Origin of the sequence: Pseudomonas cichorii (assembly GCF_019719005.1) — a bacterium.
In the GTDB taxonomy this organism is placed as follows: Bacteria; Pseudomonadota; Gammaproteobacteria; order Pseudomonadales; family Pseudomonadaceae; genus Aquipseudomonas; species Aquipseudomonas cichorii_E.
This window is the reverse complement of sequence record NZ_JAIGPJ010000005.1, coordinates 177,767-201,250: the sequence shown is the minus strand read 5'-3', so window position 1 is coordinate 201,250 and position 23,484 is coordinate 177,767. Positions and strand designations below refer to the sequence as shown.

Sequence of the window (23,484 nt, the reverse complement as noted above, 5' to 3'; positions counted from 1 at the left end):
TTGTCATGATGCGCGCTTGACCTCCCCGTTCCGGGCAGGCTTGCACGTGGAAAGCCATGAACCACAGCATTGCGCGGCATCAGGATTCAGACCTTTTCGGCCTGCTGTATGGATTTCGCTTCTGTCCGGGTGAGCGGGGTCGGGAAATCGACTCTGCCGCCGTCATGGATTACCTGCACAACGCCCCGGACAACGACGATTTCATCTGGCTGCACCTGAACCTCTCCCACGCGGCCTGCGAGCGCTGGATGAAGACTCATCTGGAACTGCCGGAAGAGTTTTTTGAAGCGCTCAACGAAGGCTCGCGCTCGACACGGATCGAACACATCGACTCGGCCCTGCTGGCCGTGGTCAACGATGTGGTGTTCGACTTCAACATGCTGTCGACCGATATCTCGACCCTGTGGGTCTGCACCCGCAGTCACATGATGATCACGGCACGCCTGCAACCCTTGCGCTCGGTCGACAAGCTGCGCTCGGCAGTCAAGCGTGGCGAACAGTTCCACTCGCCGTTGGAGTTGCTGGCTCATTTGCTGAGCGATCAGGGCGAAGTGCTGACCCAGTTCCTGCGCAAGACCAGCCTCAGCGTCGACAGGATCGAAGACCAGTTGCTGTCCCAGCGCCTGAGCAACAACCGCTCGGAACTCGGAGCCATGCGCAGGGTGCTGGTGCGTCTGCAACGACTGCTGGCGCTGGAGCCCGGTTCGCTGATGCGCCTGCTGCATCGCCCGCCGCACTGGCTGCGCGAAGAAGACATGCAGGCCTTGCGTCAATCCACGGAGGAGTCGGCCCTGGTCATCAGTGACCTGACAGCCTTGGGCGAGCGCATCAAACTGTTGCAGGAAGAAATCGCCGCCAACCTCAACGAACAAAGCAGCCGCACCCTCTTCACCCTGACCGTGGTCACGGTTCTGGCCTTGCCCATCAACATCGTCGCCGGTTTCTTCGGCATGAACGTGGGCGGCATACCGCTGGCATCCGACCCGGAAGGCTTCTGGATACTGGTGGCACTGGTTGCGACCTTTACCCTGATTGCCGGACGCTGGGCGTTTCGCAAGCGCGGGGATTACTGAGGATCAGGCGGCACCTCACCTTGCGATTGGGTGTCGATCCTGACCACCACTGACATCCCCGGCCTCAGGCGTTCGGCCGCTGGCTGATAGGCATCGACGATGATGCGTACCGGTATGCGCTGGGAGATTTTCACGAAGTTGCCTGTGGCGTTATCGGCGGGCAGCAGGCTGAACTCCGAGCCAGCGGCAGGCGAAATACGCTGAACACGCCCCGTGAGCCGAGCGTTGTCCAGGGCATCGACGGTAAAGCTCACCGACTGGCCGAGGCGTACATTGGCCATCTGGGTTTCCTTCATGTTGGCGATGACCCACAACCGGTTCGGCACCAGCGCCATCAATTGCGCACCCGAGTTCACGTAAGCCCCCAGGCGCACGCCTATCTGCCCCAGTTGCCCGTCGCGGGGCGCCAGGATGCGGGTATTGTCCAGGTCGATGCGTGCCAGTTCGATGGCAGCCTGAGCGTTTTCCACCGAGGCCTGCAGCGAGTCGCGATTGATGATCACGGTCTGCAGGTCTTCCCGGGCGATCTGCAACGCGGCCTTGGCTTCGGCCACTGCGGCAATGGCCTGGGCATCGGCAGCGCGGGTCACGTCCAGTTCGCTGCGCGATACCGAGCCGTCAGTCACCAATGCCTGATTACGGCGCAGGTCTGCTGCGCTCTTGCTGCTCTGGGCGATGCTGCTCTGCAAGGCCGCCTGACGCTGGCCAATGGTCGCTTCGGCACTGCGCCGTTGTTGCAGGTTATTGGCCAGTGCGGCTTTCTGCACCGCCAGTTGCGCCATGGCCTGTTCCAGATTACGCCGATAGATGCGGTCATCCAGACGCACCAGCAGGTCGCCCGCCTTCACGAACTGAAAATCCTGCACCGGCACTTCATGCACATAGCCGCTCAACTGCGGGCCGATGATGGTTGTCTGGCCACGCACCTGAGCATTTTCGGTGCTCTGGATCGGGCTGGTGAACGGTGGCAGTTCCCACGCATACAGCACGATCAGCACACCCGCCAGGGCAATACCGGCAAAGATCGCCGACGAGATGATGCGCTTGCGCCTTGAACGTGGCTCGCTGGTGGGCGGCGTGGTCACCGGTGGTGGCGGTGGCGTGTCGGGGGCCTGAATGGACTCATCGTTGTTTTCAGTTCGGGATGACGCTTTGTCAGGCTGGTTCGGTTCGTTCATGAAGAGGTAGCGCCACTGCTGGGGACGGAAGGTGGATTAACGGCTGAAAGCGGGCGTGTGGTCATCTTCAGCCAGATCATGCGGGCTGAAATCCAGATCATCGTCAGTACGGCGATCACGGCAATCAACATGAAGACATCGTTATAGGCCAGGACATTGGCTTCGCGTGTTGCCAGGGTCGACAGCGAGCGAATCCCCTGGGTCGTGCGCAACGCGGGGTCAGCAATGCTCGAGGCGTAACCGGCAGCAGCGCTTTGCAGACGCGATTGCACCATAGGATCGATCAGGGTCAGGTGTTCGACCAGATGGCTGGAATGGAATTTCTCGCGCACGATCTGGAAAGTGCCCAGCACAGCAGCCCCGATCAGCCCGCCAATGTTCTGGGTGATCCCGAACAGGACGGAAAAACTCACCATGTTGCGCGGGTTGGCGATGACGCCACTGATGCCCAGCACCAGGGTCGGCCCCAGGAAAAACGTCCCGCCGAATGCCAGCAGAAACTGGCTGAGGTACATGTTCGATTGCCGGGTCAGGCTGGTGGAGCCGCTGTCCATCCAGGCCCCGACCGCCATCATGGCCAGGGAAATCAGCAGCGGCTTGATCAGGTGCGCGGGATTGATGGTCAGGGCGCTGACCGCCAGACCGGCAATACTGCCCAGCAGCATGACCATATAAAGAGTATGAAGCTGCTCGCTGCCCATGTTCAGGGTCTGCAGAAAACCCACGGCTCCCGTTGACTGTTCCGACAGCACAATGCGAAACAGGATCACCGCCAACCCCAGGCGCAGGATCGCGCCACTCCCCAGCCAGCGGGTAATCAGCAAAGGGTTGCTGCGGTTATGCTCGATGGCCAGGCCCGCACAGATCAAGGCGATGGAAGCCGCCGAAGCGATGCCTATCCAGGGCGCTTCCAGCCACCATTCGATACGTCCCAGCGACAGCACCGCGCACAACAGGGCAAAACCGCTGGCCAGCAGGCTGAAGGTCAGGAAGTCGAGCTTTTCAAATGCCTTGAAGCGATCACCGGGCGGCAGCTTGAGCATCAGCACGCAACCCAGCGACAACAACGCCATGCCCAGCTCGAACAGGTACAGGCCGCGCCATTCGGCAATCTGTAACAGGTCTTCGGACACCAGTCGCGCCAGCGGCGTCGCCAGTTGCGCTGTACCGAGCCCGAGCACCAGTGCCTTGAGCCGCCACTTCTGGGGGAAGGCCTGAATCATGTAATACAACCCAAGGGTGCTGAGCGCAGCGCCCACCATGCCGTGGGCTGCACGCACGGCAATCGCCGAATCGATGTCATTGACGAACAAGTGAGCCAGCGTCACCAGGGAATAGAGCACCAGAAACAATTCGGTGAAGGCACGCAAGCCATACTGCTGGCGAAACTTCACCAGCAGCAGGTTCATCGACACGTTGGTCATGACGTAGGCCGCAGGCAGCCAGGCGATGTCCGCCGAAGTCGCACCCAGTGCGCCTTGCAGGTAAGGCAGATTGGCCACCACCAACGCATTGCCCAGGCCGCCGGTAAGGGCAACGATAACGCCCACCAGCGCAAAGGCCCAGCGCCTGCGCGTGGAGTGCAGAGGCGTAGACGGCGAGCCCGGCATGGTGGGCCGCTCGTGGGGTTGCCACTGGCGGGGAGCGTATTTGTCGTTCATGGATTCCTTTCTGTTTTTTTCGCGAATGAATTCGCTCCTACTGGGGTTGTAGGAGCGAATTTATTCGCGAAAGATCCAGATAAGCGCTGAAAAATAGTCACTGCGTCTATGCTTAAGCGCAATTTTGTTTTGCTCATTGGCGCTGTTAGGATCTGTTCACGCTAAAAATAATAAGTAGAAGAAGAGCAAACGAACAAGGAGTTCAGAATGAGTTCACAGGTGTCACCCGCTCTCTCGGTTCGCAAACCCGGCCAGAAGCCGATTCTGGTTGAGGTCCGCAATCATATCGGCCATCTCACCCTGAATCGCCCCGCCAGCCTGAACGCCATCGATCTGGACATGATCCGTACCCTGCAGCGCCAGCTCGATGCCTGGGCCGAAGATCCCAAGGTGTATGCCGTGGTATTGCGCGGTGCAGGCGACAAGGCATTCTGTGCCGGCGGTGATATCCGCTCCCTGTATGAAACCTACAAAAGCGGCCAGAGCCAGCACCAGACATTCTTCATCGAAGAGTATGCACTGGATCTGACGATCCACGGCTACCGCAAACCGGTGCTGGCCCTGATGGATGGCCTGGTGCTGGGCGGTGGCATGGGGCTCGTGCAGGGTGCTGATCTGCGAGTGGTGACCGAGCGCAGCCGGTTGGGCATGCCGGAAGTGGCCATCGGTTATTTCCCGGATGTAGGCGGCAGTTATTTCCTGCCCCGTATACCCGGCGAACTGGGGACTTACCTGGGCATCACCGGCGTGCAGATCGAGGCAGCCGATGCCTTGTATTGCGGCCTTGCCGACTGGTCCATGAACAGCAATATGCTGCCTCGACTGGATCACATGCTCGATCACCTGAAATGGAAATCCACGCCCCTCAAGGATCTGCAGGGTGCCATGGCCAGACTGGGTACCCAGCGCCTGCCCTCTCCCCCGCTGGAAGCCCTGCGACCGGCCATCGACCACTTCTTCGGTTTGTCGGACTTGCCGGGCATCATCGAACAGTTGCAGCAAGTGACGATTGCCGACACCCATCAATGGGCCTTGAACACCGCCGACCTGATGCACAGACATTCGCCCCTGGCCATGGCGGTGACGCTGGAAATGATCCGGCGCGGTCGGCACATGTCCTTGCAGGCCTGCTTTGACATGGAACTGCATCTGGATCGTCTGTGGTTCGAGCATGGCGACCTGATCGAAGGCGTACGCGCCCTGATCATCGACAAGGACCGCCTGCCGCAGTGGAACCCTCCCAGCGTGAAAGCGTTGAACGCCGGGCATGTGCAGCGTTTCTTCAGCAGTCTGGAGGTGTGAGTCATGCACGATATCGAACTGAGCGAAGAGCAGGTGATGATCCGCGACATGGCGCGTGATTTCGCCCGCAATGAAATCGCGCCCCATGCACAAGCCTGGGAAAAGGCCGGCTGGATAGACGACGCCCTGGTCGACAAGCTTGGAGAGCTGGGTTTGCTGGGCATGATCGTGCCTGAACAATGGGGCGGGACTTACATCGATTACGTGGCTTATGCCCTTGCGGTCGAAGAAATCTCCGCCGCCGATGCCGCCACCGGCACGCTGATGAGTGTTCACAGTTCGGTGGGCTGCGGTCCTGTTCTCAAGTACGGCAATGAAGAACAGAAACAGACCTGGCTGGCAAAACTGGCCAGCGGCAAGGCCATCGGCTGTTTCTGCCTGACCGAACCCCACGCCGGCTCCGAAGCGCATAACCTGCGCACACGGGCCGAGTTGCAGGGTGATCATTGGGTCATCAACGGTGCCAAACAGTTCGTCAGCAACGGCAAGCGTGCGCAACTGGCCATCGTGTTTGCCGTAACCGATCCCGAACTCGGCAAGAAAGGCCTGTCAGCCTTCCTGGTCCCCACTGACAACCCCGGTTTCGTGGTCGATCGCAGTGAACACAAGATGGGCATTCGCGCTTCCGACACCTGCGCCGTGACGCTCAATGCGTGCCGTATTCCCGCCGCCAACCTGCTGGGCGAACGCGGCAAGGGGCTGGCCATTGCCCTGTCGAATCTGGAAGGCGGTCGCATCGGGATTGCCGCTCAGGCACTGGGCATCGCCCGCGCAGCTTTCGAGGCTGCACTGGGCTATGCACGGGAACGGGTGCAGTTCGACAAGCCGATCATCGAGCACCAGAGTATTTCCAACCTGCTGGCCGACATGCACACCCGAATCAACGCCGCACGCTTGCTGATCCTGCATGCCGCCCGTTTGCGCAGCGCCAGCCAGCCTTGTCTGTCAGAAGCCTCCCAAGCCAAGCTGTTCGCCTCGGAAATGGCCGAGTGGGTCTGTTCCAAGGCGATACAGATTCATGGTGGCTATGGCTATCTGGAGGACTACCCCGTGGAGCGTTATTACCGGGACGCCCGCATTACCCAGATTTATGAAGGCTCCAGCGAAATCCAGCGCCTGTTGATCGCCCGGGAATTGCGCCATTATCTGGTTTAGGCTCGGCGATCAGGTAAACCTCTGTCGCCCCAGCAAAGTAATCAGCAAGGCAACCGAGTCGGCATTGCCCAGCATGATATCGGTGCGCTTGTGGGGATCGGCATAGAACACGTCCCTGGCCGCGTCCAGATGACTCGTGCCCGTGATACGCAGGATCAGTTTCTTTGCATCACTTTGCCTCAAGTCATGCCATTCATAATCTTCAGCCTGCTTGAACAACTTGTCACGATCAGTCTGGTAGGAAAGAGATTTCTGTTGCTGGATGATCTGCTCGTTCTTGATCCGTAACCGATAGCCCGGTGCATCCTCCAGCAGGTCGATAAAGGGCGCGTAGGAATCGACGTAAGCGATATCTTCGGTACCGGCAACCAGATGGGACAGTTCATGGATCAGAATCGTCGAACGATAATGGTCCCCATAATTGAAACTGCCAGACCGGACGACCTTGACCTTGAAGCGATAGCGAGGCACCCGAAAATACTGCTCGGTCAGGAAAATCCTTTTCAAGGGGTCTTTGGCAAAGACAAATGCACTGGATGTCTCATTCCCTCTTTTATTGAAGCCGACCACGTAACGCTCCGAATCGATAGGCGACAGCGACGGAGAAATCAGCTCTTCATAGATGCTTGTCACGATCTGCTTGATGGACTTGTAGGTGTGCGGATTCGGATACCGCTCATCAAAGAAGTGGGCAACAATCTGTTCAACCCGAGGATCGGGCGTGCCATGCGCCGATTGCAGGTTCAGATTATCAAGGCAGTTTTCCAGATAGCGGCGAGCCTGAGCATGCGCCTGCTCGATGCACTGCGCCCTGTCCCGGTAGACCTGACGAATCTCGCGCATGCCTTTGGCATCGACCACCAGATTTTCATTGACCTCCGTTTCCACCATATTGTTTTTTATGCGGGTAACAATACCGCCGCCGCCCTTGAGGCCACCTTGCAACTGAAGCTTCCAGTGCTGGTTCGTATCAAGCTTGATAGAAGGTCCGACCTTGTCCTTTTTGACAATAAACCAGTTGTCCTTGTTGGACATGACCTGATAAACCTTGCCATCGACCGCAGCGTACAGGTTCCCCGTCTTGTCATCCCTGGAAACGTTGAACACCTCATCCTTGCGCAGCCCGTTCAACGCAATATCATGCACCTCGAACTCACTCAGACGACTGCGCAATTCTTCGCTCAGCGCATTGTTGCTCCAGGAGAACTCCGGAAAGGCTGTGCTCTCTTCATCAACGCTGGTGGTCACCTCCTCTGCTGCCAAGAGGCCTTTATGAGGTTCCTGCCGGGCTGCGATCAGTACACTCAACCCTGCTGCCAGTTCCGAGATCGCCTTGCCCCATCTCTGTTCGCCGATGGAAACGACAGAGGAATGAAACAGATCACGACTCTGCCATAGCCCGACCAGTGCGCCGAGACGTCCCGGTGCCAGTGACAGTATCTGTTCAACTGCAAGGCCGAACAGGTACTTTGACGAACGATGCCGGTGCTCGGCATTGGTGACGCTTTGCTGGCGTATATCAAACTTGAACCCCTCCAGAACCCCCGGTAACAGATACTCCAGCGCATTCCCCCGGCAGGGTTCCAGCATGAGCGTCACCGGCAGCGGTCGCTCAAAAGGCAGGCTCATGGAGTCTTCGGTACTGAAAGGCAAATGTGGCTCGTGAAAGCCGCCATTGTCATAGACATGGCGCATGGACGGGTCAATACGATCAAGGATAAATGCCTGAAACGTCTCCGAGGTGCACAGATCGGTCACCAGAGCAGCCTGATCCGCATACTCCTTGAACGTCCATTCCTCATAGAGCGGCGCATAAACCACCCAGGGGCCTGACTGCAAATCCTGTGAGGTAATCACGTAGACGCCGAGCACCGGCGTAGGCTCCCAGCCTTTGGGAGCCGGCAGAATCAATAAGGGACTCAGCACCACGTTCCAGCCACGGACCGGCAAGCGGGCAATACCGTCCGGCATGTTGAAGACCGACTCGATGAAGTCATATCCCTCAGCCGACAGTTTTTTCCTGAGCTTGAGCACAAACGCCTTCAACACTTCCGTGACCGGAATCTGCTCGGCAAAGTTTTTCTTGCGCTCCTGATAAGAAGGCCCTTGAAGGTCGAGCGCCGAGTCCACCAGTTGCCGGTAGCTGGCGGCGACATCCAGTGACTCCAGCAGGTCACGAATATAAGCGGGGGTCAGTGACGCGCTCAGTTTCCTGCCATCCTCATGCGCAACCGAAATGACCCCATCCTGGATGGAAGAAAAACGATTGATGGCAAAATCGGTGAGCGTTTCGCTGATTTTCTGGGTGGCCGCTGGCAAACCTTGAGGTGTCTGGCCTATCGCAACAGGCGCAGCGACATAGTGGGTCATGGTTACAAGCAACTTGTCGGGGTCCAGCTCATCTCCGGGAAAATCAAGCGTGAGCCTGGCGCTCAGTTTTTCCTTTGCATAGTCACGAATGTCGGGAACATCGAACAGGAAATCATCGTAGGTATTACTGGAGATATAAAAGCGCTGCACCATGTTGGTCAGCGTGATCAGATCCTCAAGCGAGGCTTCGGTCACCCAGACGGGCGCGATGGCTTTGTAGATCATGACCTGCAATGCCGCTCCCAGATCATTCACTGCCTGACGGTTGCCGTCGTCGCGTTCAGTGACCGCGAGCACTTTGTCAAACAGATCGGGGGCCAGATTCCAGGTCAAGGCTCGTTTGTAGATAAAAGCCACGGTTTGTTGCTGTCGCTGGTTTTCAACCTCCTGCAAGGCACGGATCAGATTTCCATCAATCACCCGCAGCACGATACTGATATCAAGTGTTTCAGTGCGCCCAAGGTGCTCAAGCAACAGATGCCTGTCCGTACCGGATAAAAGTTCGAGAACATTGTCGATCCTGTCCATACGGGTCAGGCAGCCCAGCAGATTGCCTTCCAGTTCCTGAAGAGAGCTGAAGGTCGTCAGGCCGTTCAGCATTGTCCACAGAACATGACGGTCAGGTTGACTGGCATTGTAGAGAACGAATGCATTGGCCAACGGGAGCGGCGGCTGATCAGGAGCACAAATCAGCGACAACATGGCGACCTCGACCCGGTCTTCGCCCAATGCCTCGCGCAAGGCTGGAAGCGGCCAATCCAGTACTTGTTGAAGCATATCGATGATGCTCGCATCAAACACTTCCAGATACCGCTCCAGCGACAGTTCCAGCCGCAAAGCATCCTCTCGGGAATGCGCCGCCCATACTCCCGGGTTTACTTGTGCATTGCCACGGCGAATCGGCAGTAAATAGAAGTCTCGCTGCTGACGATCGTAGCGCTCTGCAAAATCGTGCAGGACCCATTTGAGTATCGATTCAAGCAACACCAGCGGTAATCGGTGTTCAGGCTGACTCTCAAGAGCAGTGACCTGTCCCTTTAGCACCGTGCCATCGAGCAAGGGAGCCTGGCCGCTCTTGCTGACTCTCTCAAGGGCCAGGGAAAGCAGCTGGATAGCCCGTTTGTCTGGACCGGACCTCATCACCCAAAGAGCACGGACATCCAGAGGATCACCACCGATAAGGGCGAGATAGCGGTCTAGCGCACGATGCATGCATTCCTCGACACCGGCATGCAGCGTCGCCAGACGCTCCATTCGGGCATCCAGGTCGAGCATTCTGTCCGCCCAGGCTTTGAGTGCAGGATAATCGTGGTCACCCTGTTCGACAGCCGATGCTGAAAGCGGGCGCCCCCAGAGCGCTTCAAACTCGGTCTGCCCGGCCTGCCAGCGGCCCGAATCGCGCAGGCGCAACAGCCGGGCATCCAGCAGACCACGCACATCGAGCGCATCGTCGATCCGCACAGGTGCCTTTTGATAACCGATGGCTGGCAGGCTCAACGCATAACGAACGTTTCGCTTCTGCAAGGCGATGATCGACCTGATGAACTCCGGGAACCATGAAACAGTGAATGCATCTACCCGCAGCTTGAGCGCACCTTGCATGCCAAGCAATGCATGGTCGTCCAGGGAGGTAAAGCGCAGCAGTTCGGCTCGCCCCTGAACGCTGGAAAAATGCTCGCTGACCTGCGTCCTGTCAGTGAAACGCCTGAACCCTTGCTGCGATGAAAACAGGTACGACACCGGCAACTGATCGACCCGAAACTCGATCAGGAAGACACCGACCAGCTTGACGGGCTCCTGATCACCAATGCCGACAGACAGCCTGCTGACCAGCATCGACTTCAGATCGGCAGGCACACCGGGGTACGGCAACAGGGCTCGCAACTGACGGCATTCGTGCTCCGTCAGCGAACCCTGCGCGACACTGGTCAACAAGGTCTGACGCAGGGATTCGGCCAGAGCATGAGCCGCCACGTCGCGCATGGTGCGGCCATCCCTGGTGATCTGATTCCAGTAATCATCCAGCAATTGTTCGTAAGTGTCGGTAACGATAGCGCTCAGTTCATTGAGGGCCTGGACGTATGGCTGCGCCTGGATAGCCGTCAGGATACGGCCTTGCACATCCAGAAACCGCAGGGTGAGCCCGCTTTCTGGCTCTTCACCCCCATATTTATGGGCCGCGACCTCAACCAGTGTCTGGGAGCCCACCACCCTGCTTATCAACGCGCCATCATCGGACAACCGCTCTTCGATGATTTGTACCGGGTGATTGAAGACATCAAGAGAGTTGCCGGGCAGAAGCTGTGAAAGCCTGACAGCCAGGGCTTTCCCCAACACAGTGTGCAAGGACGGAAGTCGGTGCAGTCCCTCGGACAGTTGATCAAGATGCTGAACCTGTTGCTGGACGACGGACTCCATCTGTACCTCGAACAGCGGGTCATTGACCAACTGCGCCTCGATCTCAAGGGACATGTCCCGGATCTCGTCGAACCTTTTCTTGAGTCTGACGAGTAATGCAGCCCGGCTCTTGAAGCGCTCGATACCGAATATCAGGGTACTCAGGAACACCGGGGCCTCTCGGTCCCGGGGATTGCTCAGCAGTAACGCACCCGCCAGTTCGGCATTGGGCGTGGAGCCGTCATCCATCACCAGTCTGTCGACCCGCGGGGAAGGCCTTGGGCTGCTCAGGTCGTTGGTATCGTCAACCAGACTTTGCAGCCATCTGCCTTCGCCAGCGCTGATACGAGAGCTGCTGACTGCCTCTTGGATGCTTTGCGAGAACCGCGCCTTGAGTGATGCACTGAAAAAATACGGCGGTGATGACATCTGCGATTTCCTTTTCATGAAGCCTCAGCCCACGCCGGATGACCTGGCGTGGGCCAATAAGAAGGAAACAGCTTATTGAGGGTTCAGAATTGGCTGCGTTACATAAAGCAATTGATTGCCAGCAGGGCCGGACCGCTCGCCTCAGCCAGCCTTGCGGTTTTTCTCGACCCACACAGCGTAGGCATTGATGAAGGTTTGCAGGAACGGGCGAGTCTTCTCCGACAGCGTACCGGCCTCGTCGAAAAAGGTGCCGGCATTGCCCAGATAGGCTTCGGGCTGCTGCAGGCAAGGCACATCCAGAAAGACCAGCGACTGACGCAAGTGGTGATTGGCACCGAAGCCGCCGATCGCGCCGGGAGACGCACTGATCACCGCGCCCGGCTTGCCACTGAAAGCACTTTTGCCATAAGGACGCGAGCCCACATCGATGGCGTTTTTCAGCGCGCCCGGCACCGAGCGGTTGTATTCGGGGGTAACGAACAACAGGCCATCTGCGGCTGCAAGCTGCTCGCGAAATCTCGTGTAAGCCTGCGGAGCCGAAGCGCCATCAATGTCTTCGTTGTACAGCGGCAGGTCACCGATCTCGACAATATTCAACTTCAGTGTGTCAGGGGCCAGATCAGCCAATGCGAGCGCGATCTTGCGGTTGATGGAGTCTTTTCTCAGGCTGCCAACCAATACGGCGATGGAGTGAATCTGGCTCATGGGGCTATCCGTCATCTGATTCAAGGAATCATGAGGTATAGCCCAAGTCGCGTTCAGGGCAAGTGGTGACTAGCGTGATGTCGCATTACCCCACAACTGAAAAGCCCTGTGCTTTAGCAGCAGATGCATGACAGCACAGTGACCGGGCCTTCAAGACACATGAGGGAAACTCACCCGCCCGAGCAAGGACGTCAACAAGGCCAGTGAATCGGCATTATTCAACATGATTTCACTGCGCACGCGAGGATCGGCATAAAAGACATCCCGCGCTTGCGACAGGTTGTTCTTGCCGGTGATACGTAAAACCGCAGCCTTTGCGCCCCCCTCGCGATGTTTCAGATCCTTGAACGTCCCGTCGTTCAGTTGTGCAAACAGTTTGCTGCGATCGGTGTAATAGGACAACGTGTCCCTCTGCGCAGCCACCACCTCGTCCTTGAGACGCTTCCTGAACTCAGCCGTGTCCTCCATGAGATCATAGAACGGTGCATTAGAGTCGACATAAGCAATGTCTTCCGTATTCAGGCACAGATGGGAAACCTCATGAAGCAGGATCGTGCCACGATGATGCGACCCCATATTGAACTCGCCCGTACGAATGGCTGAAACCTTGAGGCGATAGTAAGGCAGACGAAAGAACTTGTCGGTCAGGAAGATCCGCTTCATCGGATCGTAAACGAATACAAATGCCGTGGAGTCATGATGGGCAGGCCTGTTGATCCCGACGACATAACGATCCGAGTCATGGGGCGAAAGCGAAGGGTCCATCAGGGCACCATACAAGGTGGTGAGAGAGTCTCTGACAGAATCGATCAGACGCGCATCGGGGTGTGAATAACTGAAAAACTCCGAGAGGATTTGCATACATCGAGGATGAAGGTTTTCCGAGTGCCCCTTGAGATTATCCAGGGCGTTCTCCAGGTATTTCCGGGCCTGGTTGTGGGCATCGGCGATCAACTCCGTCCGGTCGCGGAATACCTGGCGAATTTCAGACATCCCCCTGGCCTCGATCACCATATACCTGTCGACATCCAGGTTGACCATTCTATTTTGAAAGCGGCTCACGACCGGGCCGCCGCCCTTGAGCCCTGCAAGGTCCAGTTCCCATTGCTGTTTTATGTTGAGCCTGATCCCTGGCCCCGGCTGATCCTTACCGACAATGCGCCAATTGTTTTCACTCAACTGGACCTGATAAACCTTTCCTTGAATCGCGACATACTCTTTTTGGGTACGCTTGTCGCGGTAGGTATTGAGCAGGTTGTCCTTGTACAACTCGTTCAAGGCCACATCCCGGACTTCAAGCTGGCGCAACCGCCCTTGCAACTGCGACGAGAGAACATTGTTGCCCCAGCGAAACCTGAAAGACGTGTCTTCAGGTGCCAGCACCTCTTCAGGCTCTTCAAGCTGTTCGGCAAACTCCTCCTTGGATTTTTTCCGGGAAGATATCACCATGCTCAGCGCCGCCGTGAACTCCGAGGCGGCCTTGCCCCAGTGCTTGTCTGCAACAGCGTGAATAGAAGCCTGAAACAGGGTCCGGCTTTGCCAGACACCCACAAGCGCACCCAGCCTGCCCGGCAGGAACGACAAGATCTGCTCGCCCAGCAGGCCCCATAGATATTTGGAAGCGGCCCGATCATTCTCTGTATTGGTAACGCTGTCATCCTCAATGAGCTGCTTGAAGGTCTCCAGGGTCCCCTTGAACAGTAATTGCAGGGCATTCCCCTTGTAAGGCGTCGTTCTGATATCCACAGGCGCCGGACGTGTCCAGGGAACATCAAGGGAAGACTCGACACTGAACGAAAGATGCGGCTCCAGAAAACCGCCATTGGCATAAACATGCCGAGTTGCCGGATCAAGGCGTCCCAGGATGAAATCCTGCAAACTGCTGGAAGTCCGGATATCGGCCAGCAGCGCATTCCTGTTGGCATATTCCTTGATCGACAATGCACCGCCGAGTACCGAATACAGCACCCATGGACCTTCCTGAGGCGTACCGGGTGCAATCACATAGACACCCATGACGTTGTCGGGCGCCCAACCGGTATCGGCACGTAACAGTTGCAAGGGGCTGATGGTGATATCGCGTCCCTTGAAAGGTACTCGCGCAACACCGTCAGGCATGGTCATGACACTTTCGAGGGCGTCATAGCCTTCCATGGTCATAAGCCCCATGAGCTTGAGCTGGAAAGCCTTCAACAATTCATAAGACGGTACCTGATCGATGTAGTTGTTTTCCCGGACGGCGTAATCCGCGGACTTTTCATCGAGCTTCTGCGCCACCATCAATCGGTAGTTTGCTGCGATATCCAGTGAGCGAACCATCTGGCGAATGTACCCTGCCGTCAGTGAGGAAACCGGCTGAAAGCCCTCTTTCAACGAGATGGACACGACACCATCCTGGGCTGAAAAGAATCGGTCAATGGCAAAGTCGGTGAGGCTTTCACTGACCCGTGTAGTGGCGACAGGTAATGACTGTGGAACCTCTCCCGGTGCGACTGGTGCAGGGGTGTAACGCGTCAGGGTAACGCTCACTTGTTCAGGCGTGAGGTCCTGCCCCGGAAAATCTGCCTCCAGCCTTTCGGACAACTTGCGTTGTGCATACTCGTGAATATCAGGAATTTCGAACAGAAAATCCTTTTTACGGTCGTGGGTTGCATAGAAGCGCTGCCATATCCCCAATAACATTATCTGGTCATCAATGGAGGCGGCTTTGATCCACTTGGAAAGCAGCACATCGCCTTGCATCATTTGCAACCGGGTGCCCAGGCGTCCGACTATCCGCCGCTTGCTGTCATCATGCTCAGCCAGATCAAGTGCATTGCGAAACAGTTCGGGTTTGAGTTTCCATGTGCGCACCCGCTCGTACTGAAGCAGGTCCCCTTGCCGCTGACGCCCGTTTTCGGCATCTTCCAGAAACCGAATGAAATGCTCCTCGATACGTGTCAGTTCAAGATGAACAGTCGGCAGTTCATTGGCCTCGCAATACTGACGCACCACAGGCTTGTCCGACTCATTCAAGAGGTCCAGCACATAACTGCGATGGTCAAGACGAACGAGCCAGGAGCTGACGAGGCTATCGATATCCTGACCGGGCTCAAGCACCTTGAACCCCATGTGCAAGGACCACATGAGGTATTGAGCATCGCGCGTCGAATCAAACAACACGAAGGTATTGGTCAGGGGAATGTGGCGCGCTATGCCATCAAGCTTGAGGGCCAGCGCAAAAGCCTCGACACGCTGGCTGCCAAAAACGGCTCTCAAACTACGCAAAGGCCTGTCCAGAACCTGTTGGAGCATGTCCAGCGCATCCGCGTCGATCGTGCCGCGACGTCGCTCGATCTCCAGTTCAAGGCGTAGCGTTTGCTCACGAACAAGCTCCGACAGCCTGTCTGGATAAATCCGGGTATCGAGCAGCCGCACCGGTTTGCGGTAAAGACTCTTGAGCTGTAACTCATACCTGCGGGCAAAATCGCGCTGCACCAGAGAAACGATTTTCCCTGCCAACCGGGGCGGTAACAGATTCATGGAACTGGCCAGGGCCGGGTCCGATGAATCGCTCAGTTTCCAGCTTTCAGACCAGATACCCGAGCCTTCCTTGACGACCTCTTCAAACGCCATAGAAACAAGGCTTTTGGCTTCTTTGCCCGGAATATGCCCCCAAAGCCTGCGCGCATCGAGAAGGTGATTGCCGATGACTGCCAGATACCGGTTCAGAGCATGGCGCATGCAACTGGCAACCCCCGCGTACAACTGCCCCAAAAGCCGGACCACATCATCCATCTCATGCAGTTGCTCGCCCCAGGAGGCCAGAAAGTCACTTTCGAATTTCTTTTCAGCGAACAGGCTCTTCGGAACCTGCTCCAGACTCAACGAATACTCAGGGAGAAAAACACCCGAGCGCCATCGTCCGGAGTCATGAAGCCCATACAGCCGACTATCCAGCAGCCCCCGAATATCCAGCGCATCGTCGATCCGAACAGTCGCCAGACGATGGGAAACAGAAGGCAACCCCAGCACGTACTCCAGATTTCTCTTCTGCAGGGCGATGACAGATCCGGCATGCTCACTGAACAATGAGTGCTCGATCAGGCTCATTTGTATCTGTACACGACCAGAAGCACCCAGCACCCCATGGTCGTTCAAGGAGGAATAACGCAACAGTTCGAGACGCCCTGCCTCGGTTTCGAAATGCGTGGCCACCGCCTGTTCATCAGCAAAACGGCGAAAGCCCTCCACCATTGAAAACATGTAAAAACCCGGTAACGAGCCCGCCGCAAACTGGATCAGCAGCACACCGAGAATCTTGACCGGCCCTTGCCCTTCAACACTGGCCGCAATCCTGTGTACATGAACCCAATCACTGCCGGGAGTAGTGCTGGGCGATGGCAGGAGAGATCGCAAACGACGGAACTCGAACGAGGTCAGAACCCCCTCCTCCCTGGAGGACAACAGTTTCTGACGAAATGACTCGGCCAGCGCATACCCCGCAAAGGCCGTCATCGTCAGCCCACACTCAAGCTCCTGCCCCCAATAATCGACCAGGGACCTTTCATAGCTGGCGGGTAGCGCTTGCACGGTTCGGGCAAGGGACTGAACGTAGGGAAGTGCCTGATCGTCAGAAAGCACCTGGCCATAGGCTCCGAGAAAACGCTGCGCCGGCTTCGAGGAAGTGGACTGGGCGTCGTACTCATCCAGTACAGTGCTGGACAGATACTGCGCATAAAGGACCGCAGGAGCCGCAGAACCCTGGGTAGCTGGAACAAAGTCACTGAGGGTCTGTGACATGTCGCGATACACGTTGATGGACGATTGAGGCAGTTGCTCGCGCAGGTTCTCCTGCAGTGCCTGCGCCAGCACCGTCTGCAAGGAAGGCAACTGATGCAGACACTCGGACAAGGCATTCAGATGCTCCATCTGCTGCTGAAGAATCAGCTCCATCTGGCGCTCGAACAAAGAGCCTTCGATCAGCTCGGCATCCAGACGAAGCGGTTGGCTCGTACTGTGGGCATAACGTTCATTCAGCAGGTTGAGCAGTGCCTGTCGGTTCTGGAAACGCTCGACCCCAAAAAGCAGGGTGCTCAGAAATACAGGTGCATCGGTGCGGGTCGGATCACTGATCAATAACGCAGAGGCCAGTTCCGCATGAATCGGCGTATCGTCTTCCATGATCAACCTGTCGACCCGCGGATGAGGCGAAGTCTCCAGAATGTTGTTGGATATCTCGACCAGACGCTTGAGCCACTGGCATTCGCCAATACTGATCCGACTGTCACTGACGGCCTCAGTCAGGCTCTGGGTGAATCGGCGTTTGAGCGAATCGCTATAGAAATACGGAGCTGTTGATGCAGGCATAAGCCATTCTCCTTGTTCGCGTTCCCCCGCTTCAAAGGTTTGCAACGGGAATAAAGGAAAACGAGCTTATAGAAGGGCTGATCAGCGACTGCTGTACATATGGCAATTCAAAAAACGCCTGTGTCATAACCCGCGATGTTTAAAAGCTGGCTCATGACTATTTTTTCGTGAACGGCAAACTCACTCTCCAAACGAAGGTCTACAACGCTACATGACGGATGCAGAACACCTGCACCGGCCATGTGAATGGCATGCAAAATCAGTGGTTTTTCAGAGGTTACAAAGCAGATGGCTTCAGTTCTCGTCGGACAGTTTCATGCAAGAGATGCGGATGGTCGTATCTATCCGGTGCATGAATTCCAGGAATCACAGCCAGATGAGGCTGACGGCAAGGAGCCTGTCAAAACGTATCGCCTGGCTATCGGCGACAGGGTCAACCATTTGGGTGGAGATGATTTTGAGGTGATTCAGTCAGGCGTGAAGATGACTCGTATTCCCTGAATGCAAGCCTTGTGGATACCGGCACGGTATCAAGGCCTGGGGCCCTCGCGAGCACTCCTCCCCAAACACTCGTGGGAAGAAGTTCGCTCGCGACGGGTCAAAACGTCGATAACGTATCTCGGGACTATCCAACCATCGCTTCGCGCCCCAGCAACGTCACCAGCAGGGCCAATGAGTCGGCATTGCCAAGAATGATCTTCGCTCGCTTGTGTACATCGGCGTAGAAGATCTCACGCGCTTTCTCCAGCTTGCTTACACCCGTGACCTTGAAAATCAGTTTCCTGGCTGTCTTGTCGGATACGTCATACCAGTTACCGTCATCGCGCTGGATGCGGAACAACTCATTGCGTGGCGTGCGATAGGACAGGCCATGCTGATGGCGAATAATGTCGTTCTTGACCCCGCTGTAATAAGACGACGTGCTTGCCAGCAGGTCGGTAAAGGGCATCGTGGCATCGAGATAAGTGATGTCTTCGGCTCCGCAGAACAGGTGCGTCAGTTCGTGGAGCATGACCGCCGCCCGGGAATGAATGCCCGGATGAAACGTATTCGCCTGAACCACACTGGCCCTGAGAGACACGGGAGGATCCCTGAAGAATCGTTCGGTCATATAGAGGCGTTTTTTCGGATCTCTGGGATAAACGAAGGCTGAAATATCCTCCATGATCGACTTGCGCTGCCCTATCACGTAACGCTCAGAGTTGAACGGCGAGAACGTGGCGTCCGTGAGCGCACTGTAGAGTTTTCTGACCGCACTCAGGACCATCTCGTGAAGCTGAACGGAAACGACGGGCGCATCGAAGAAATCCGCCAGGATGGTCCGGACACCAGTGAGCGCAGCGGTTCCATCGGGATTGCGGTTCTGCAGGTTATCAATGCAGTTTTCCAGGTATTCACGGGCAAGCGCATGGGCCTCGCGAATCTTTTCCGCACGCTCGGGCCATTGGCGTCGTATTTCAGCCATGCTGCTGGACTGAAACACCATGAGGTCATCGGCGCTCATGTCAACGACGCTGCTTCTCAAGTACGACACGGTACCACCGCCGCCACTGAGTCCCTGGTTCAGGTTCAGCCGCCATCCATCGGCATGAAGGCTGACTCTGGGCCCACCGACAATGAACCAGCCGTTCGCATCCTTTTCGATATGAAAGACCGCTCCCGACAGCACGATATAGATATTGCCGCTGGCGGTGTCCCGGTAATAGTTCAACATCGGGTCCTTGACCATGCTGTTCAGTGCCACATCAGTGACCTGCAACGTACGTAATCGCGCCCACAACTCCGGTGTCAGGCTTTTGTTGCCCCACGTGAAGATCTGCGTTTCGATCGCCCATTCCGGTGCAGGTACAGCCCTGGATTCAAGCTTGACGCCAGCAACGGCTCCCGTAGGGGATTCTGACTCCTCAGACTCGGTCAGAACCACTTCTTCCTCTCGGGTCTGCCGGACAAGAATCAGTGAACCTATCGCCGACAGCAACTCCGCAGCGGCCTGGCTCCACTCCATTTTCCTGACATCCCTGATCGAGCTTTCCAGCAGACTGACGCTCTGCCATGCTCCAAGCAGCATGCCCAGCCGCCCCGGAAGCAATGTCATCAACAACTGCGCCCCCATGCCCCAGAGAAAACGGGTATCGGCACTACGCGCTTCAACGTTGGTTACGCTCAACCGGGAAAACCACCATTGCAACAACAGTGCGGTGCTGTCGAACATCGCGTGCAGGGCGTTGCCCATGATCGGCTCGACGACGATCCTGACCGGTTCAGGCCGTGCAGGCATCTCGAAATCAGACCCGTATATGACCGGTAGATGCGGCTCTCTGAAACCGCCGTGTTCATAGAGATAACGCGCTGGCGCAGGAAGACGCTCAAGAAGCATTTTCTGAAAATCGGAGTCAGTGTGGATCGCGGCCAATAATGCGGCTTCGTCCTCGAACTCCCGCACCTGGTAACCGGAGTTGAACAATGTGTAGATCACCCAGCGACCGGATGCTGGCGCACGTGGCGCAATGATGAAGGCCCCGAGCACCGTGTGCGGCGTCCAGTTGGGCGACACCCGAAGTTGCAGCGGGCTGATGATGATATCCCGCCCCTTCACCGGCTGACGTGCAATACCATCGGGCATGCTCAGCACAGACTGAAGTAAAAGGAAGGCCTCAGGGCTTACCTCATCCTTGAGCAACATGGTGTAGTTTCTGAATATCTCCAGCGGCGTTACCTGCTCAACGTAGCAGGTGCGGCGCTTTATATATTCCTCAGTGCCGGGTTTGAACTTCAGGGCGAGCAAGGCGCGGTATCCGGCTCCCAGATCCAGGTCTTCGACCAGATCGCGTACATAATTCATCGTGAGCGGGTTGTCGGCTTTTTCCACGCCGGGAAGGCTGACCGTCAACACACCATCGAGATAGAAGGGAAAGCGACCGACAGCGTAATCCGTGAGGCTGGAGCTCTGACGACTTCTCACCGCTCCAGCCCCATAAGGCGTCTGGCCGACAGGCACAGATTCGGTAATGTAATGCGTTACAGTGACCGTGATCATGTCCGGGTCAAGATCACGGTCCGCGAAATCGGCCTGCAGACGGGGTAGAAGCCTTGAGCGGGAATACTCCGCAGGATCCGGGAGATCAAACAGGTAATTCTCCCCCGACATGCTGGCCACGAACCAGCGTTCGACCAGCCATGACAGGACGCGCAATTGCTCCAAGGGCACACTCTTGAGCCAGCCGGGCAGCAGGACCTCGGAAGCCATCATGTTCATGACGCCGCCAATACGATCCAGCAGAAACCTGTTGTGGCTGTCGCACTCACTTTCCCTGAGGGCATCGCGCAAGGTATTCCAGGGCAGTTTGCGGCGCAACGACTGCTCGCAGACCCGTATGCTGTCCTGGTAATGGCGCTCGATATCGATGCGCTGCAAGGTCTGGATGACAGGCTCGACCACACGGGAGAGGTTCACCTTAACCCTCGGAGGACCTTCAAGGCCGTTGAGGTATTCCTTCACGTAGGCACGGTCCGCAGTTGGCAGTTGAGCAAGCCAGGCCAGACGCAGAGAGGGCGAATGCATGCTGGTGGTCAGGCTTTCTTCCAGAGCCTGGATGGACTCGTAACGACTCATGCCATCGACCATGGACCACATCACACAGGTGTCGGGCATCTCCGGCTGGATCAGTACCAGGGTGTTTGCCAGAGTCCTGGGCGCAAGGTTCGGAGAAACGATCAGGTCCATGGTATAGACGTCTACCAACTGAATGCCCATCGCTTCGCGCAGTTTGAAGGATGGGTGGTCGAGCACCTGCTGGAACATGTCCAGACTCTGCACATCCAGATGCTTTTTGGTCCGTGCAATAGCCAACACCTGACGCAAGGCGCATTCACGTATATGCGAATCCAGCTTCAACGGATTTACCTGATTGTCGAACCAGCGCAAGGGTCTTGAGAAAAAGCTGCGCAGCCTGTGTTCGTAACGCCGAACGAACTCCTTGCCCACACGCTCCAGCATCCACTCCAGCAGATCGATGGGCAGGTTTGGCGCATCCACCCGCACAGCCGGGTCGCTTGCCACAACTCGAGCACTATCAGGCAACGGGCCAGTGGCACGTCCGCAAACCCGCTCCAGGGCCAGAGAAATCAGCCGCACGTTGGTCTGGCTGTCGATCTGCACCGCCAGATCGGCGACATCCATATACATGCTGCCCTGTACGGCCAGATAGAGATTAAGCGTTTGGGTCACGCAGCCCACCACCTTTCCGTGCAGTTGACACTCGGCGTCAATGGACTGATACAGCGATTCCAGCTGTGATCCCCAGGTGTGGCGGGGCTCGTAAAGCACGCGGTCCAGATCTTCGGCAGTAAACTCGGCAGTGGTTTCCATGTCAGCCCAACGCTGTGCAAACTTGCTCTTGCTGGCAGACCAGCGCCAGGTATGTTGCAACATCGGCAGACGCCGATCGATACACTGACGTATGTCCAGCGCATCATCCACACGCACGGCGGCGCGCTGATAATGAATGGGCTGCATGCTCAATACATGGGCCAGGTTTCGCCACTGAAGATCAATGATGGTCTGCAGCATGGCAGGGAATAACGGGGATCTGAGCCGGCCGAGCTCGACGCTCTGGACCGAATGATCGTGCAAGGCACGATGCACATCGATCGAAGTCAAGGGCAGCCATTCGGCAAGCACCGCCACGCTTTTGAAATGCTCGTTGAGCGCCTGTATACCTGAGAATCGACTGAAACCGTGAGCCGTCGAATACAGGTAAAACCAGTCTGGCGCGTCCTTGAAGTGCACCACAAACGAGCCAGCCAGCTTGCAGACACTCAAGTCATTGAACACGAGCGATGGCTGCCAGATGCTGCAGACGAGAGAGTCGGGAGCAATGTGCGGCTTGTGCAGCAAGCCCGACAGCAGACGCCATGCATCGGTGCTCAGCGTCTCTGAAACCTTGTTGTGCATCAATTCATGAGCAAAGGACTCGACCAACGCCTGGGACATGTATTCGCGTAACGAGATCCCGTCGGGCAGATGCACGTTCCAGTAGTCGTCCAGCAACCTTTCGTAAGCAGAAAGCAATCCCTTATTCGCATGAGCCAGGGAACTCACCCAAGGCTCGGCCTGTTGTTCATCCAGCACCGCGCCTCTGGAATCCAGGAAGCGACGGCGTTGCCCCGGATCGAGATTCGCCGTACCGGTGGCATGATCCAGAAATGCGGCATCGGCCAGTGTCAGGGTACCTGCCACTTTATCGTTGTCGGCTAACAGTTGCAGACGATGCTCGAACACATCGACACGCCCCCGCAACAAGCGCTGATCGAGTTCACGCTGCAGGTTGTAGCCAATGGCCTGTGTCAATGACGGCAAACGGTCGAGCTCGGCATGCAGACGCTCCAGATGTCCTGCCTGCTGTTCGACAATGCCCCACATACGCTGGGTGAACAGGTTGCCCGTGATCAACTCGGCCTCCAGCAATGGAGCCTGGGTAGCATGAACCTGAAAGCGCTGATTGAGGGCCTGAAGCAGGCTTTGACGGTCAACGAAACGCTGGATGCCATCCAGCACGGTACAGAGAAATACCGGGGCCGAGCTGTCTTCCGCGTCACTGATCATCCAGGCACTGGACAAGGCACCGCTCAGGGGGGTGCCGGTATTGCTGAGCAGACGATCGACCCGCGGCAGCGGTGGCGAGTGCGATTGAGACTCCGGCTCATCGATCAGACGCTGCAACCATTGCTTCTGAGCGACGCTGATCCTGGAGCTCTCGACAGCCGCGTCAAGGTCATCGGAAAAATGCTGTTTGAGGGTGTCCTGGTAATACCAGGGTATTGTGATCTGGCTCATCAAAAGGATCCTTCCTTCAAGGCCTGCCG

At 56.8% G+C, this 23,484-nt stretch carries 10 protein-coding genes; 4 read left to right on the top strand and 6 right to left on the bottom strand.

Features of this window, described 5'->3' with window-relative positions; translation table 11 throughout:
• Nucleotides 1-56 precede the first annotated feature (56 nt).
• Nucleotides 57-1,073: a transporter gene (locus K5D32_RS07020; RefSeq protein WP_221599572.1), complete on the top strand. Its 1,017-nt coding sequence runs from the start codon at nt 57-59 to the stop codon at nt 1,071-1,073.
• On the opposite strand, the gene K5D32_RS07015 is transcribed toward K5D32_RS07020, so the two are convergent.
• The gene (locus K5D32_RS07015; protein ID WP_221599571.1) at nt 1,067-2,251 is read right to left on the bottom strand and encodes an HlyD family secretion protein; all 1,185 of its coding nucleotides are present in this window, start codon (nt 2,249-2,251) and stop codon (nt 1,067-1,069) included. The genes K5D32_RS07020 and K5D32_RS07015 overlap by 7 nt on opposite strands.
• On the bottom strand, nt 2,248-3,912 hold the full coding sequence (locus K5D32_RS07010) for an MFS transporter (protein ID WP_221576450.1): 1,665 nt from the start codon (nt 3,910-3,912) through the stop codon (nt 2,248-2,250). The genes K5D32_RS07015 and K5D32_RS07010 overlap by 4 nt, the downstream gene beginning before the upstream one ends.
• A 207-nt stretch (nt 3,913-4,119) precedes the next feature.
• Here K5D32_RS07010 and K5D32_RS07005 point away from each other — a divergent pair, with 207 nt between their 5' ends.
• Together K5D32_RS07005 and K5D32_RS07000 are read left to right on the top strand one after the other, a co-directional pair.
• The gene (locus tag K5D32_RS07005) at nt 4,120-5,214 is read left to right on the top strand and encodes an enoyl-CoA hydratase/isomerase family protein (protein WP_025259247.1); all 1,095 of its coding nucleotides are present in this window, start codon (nt 4,120-4,122) and stop codon (nt 5,212-5,214) included.
• Nucleotides 5,215-5,217: 3 nt separating this feature from the next.
• Nucleotides 5,218-6,369, top strand: coding sequence for an acyl-CoA dehydrogenase family protein (locus K5D32_RS07000; protein ID WP_221599570.1), 1,152 nt, complete (start codon nt 5,218-5,220; stop codon nt 6,367-6,369).
• Between the two features lie 9 nt (nt 6,370-6,378).
• On the opposite strand, the gene K5D32_RS06995 is transcribed toward K5D32_RS07000, so the two are convergent.
• From K5D32_RS06995 to K5D32_RS06985, 3 genes are all read right to left on the bottom strand, one after another.
• The gene (locus K5D32_RS06995; RefSeq protein WP_221599569.1) at nt 6,379-11,565 is read right to left on the bottom strand and encodes a M35 family metallopeptidase; all 5,187 of its coding nucleotides are present in this window, start codon (nt 11,563-11,565) and stop codon (nt 6,379-6,381) included.
• Between the two features lie 141 nt (nt 11,566-11,706).
• On the bottom strand, nt 11,707-12,270 hold the full coding sequence (locus K5D32_RS06990; protein WP_216705275.1) for an NADPH-dependent FMN reductase: 564 nt from the start codon (nt 12,268-12,270) through the stop codon (nt 11,707-11,709).
• Nucleotides 12,271-12,420: 150 nt separating this feature from the next.
• The gene (locus tag K5D32_RS06985) at nt 12,421-17,619 is read right to left on the bottom strand and encodes a dermonecrotic toxin domain-containing protein (RefSeq protein WP_221599568.1); all 5,199 of its coding nucleotides are present in this window, start codon (nt 17,617-17,619) and stop codon (nt 12,421-12,423) included.
• Between the two features lie 288 nt (nt 17,620-17,907).
• Between K5D32_RS06985 and K5D32_RS06980 the strand changes: the two genes are divergently transcribed.
• Entirely contained in the window at nt 17,908-18,120 is a 213-nt protein-coding gene (locus K5D32_RS06980) for a hypothetical protein (protein WP_200994291.1), read from the top strand.
• A gap of 124 nt (nt 18,121-18,244) precedes the next feature.
• On the opposite strand, the gene K5D32_RS06975 is transcribed toward K5D32_RS06980, so the two are convergent.
• A complete protein-coding gene (locus K5D32_RS06975) occupies nt 18,245-23,455 on the bottom strand; it encodes a dermonecrotic toxin domain-containing protein (RefSeq protein ID WP_221599567.1) in 5,211 nt (1,736 codons plus the stop codon).
• Nucleotides 23,456-23,484: the final 29 nt, after the last annotated feature.

Coding starts and splice junctions, on each gene's coding strand:
- K5D32_RS07020 (WP_221599572.1), top strand. CDS start 57: ATGAACCACAGCATTGCGCGGCATCAGGATTCAGACCTTTTCGGCCTG.
- K5D32_RS07015 (WP_221599571.1), bottom strand. CDS start 2,251: ATGAACGAACCGAACCAGCCTGACAAAGCGTCATCCCGAACTGAAAAC.
- K5D32_RS07010 (WP_221576450.1), bottom strand. CDS start 3,912: ATGAACGACAAATACGCTCCCCGCCAGTGGCAACCCCACGAGCGGCCC.
- K5D32_RS07005 (WP_025259247.1), top strand. CDS start 4,120: ATGAGTTCACAGGTGTCACCCGCTCTCTCGGTTCGCAAACCCGGCCAG.
- K5D32_RS07000 (WP_221599570.1), top strand. CDS start 5,218: ATGCACGATATCGAACTGAGCGAAGAGCAGGTGATGATCCGCGACATG.
- K5D32_RS06995 (WP_221599569.1), bottom strand. CDS start 11,565: ATGTCATCACCGCCGTATTTTTTCAGTGCATCACTCAAGGCGCGGTTC.
- K5D32_RS06990 (WP_216705275.1), bottom strand. CDS start 12,270: ATGAGCCAGATTCACTCCATCGCCGTATTGGTTGGCAGCCTGAGAAAA.
- K5D32_RS06985 (WP_221599568.1), bottom strand. CDS start 17,619: ATGCCTGCATCAACAGCTCCGTATTTCTATAGCGATTCGCTCAAACGC.
- K5D32_RS06980 (WP_200994291.1), top strand. CDS start 17,908: ATGGCTTCAGTTCTCGTCGGACAGTTTCATGCAAGAGATGCGGATGGT.
- K5D32_RS06975 (WP_221599567.1), bottom strand. CDS start 23,455: ATGAGCCAGATCACAATACCCTGGTATTACCAGGACACCCTCAAACAG.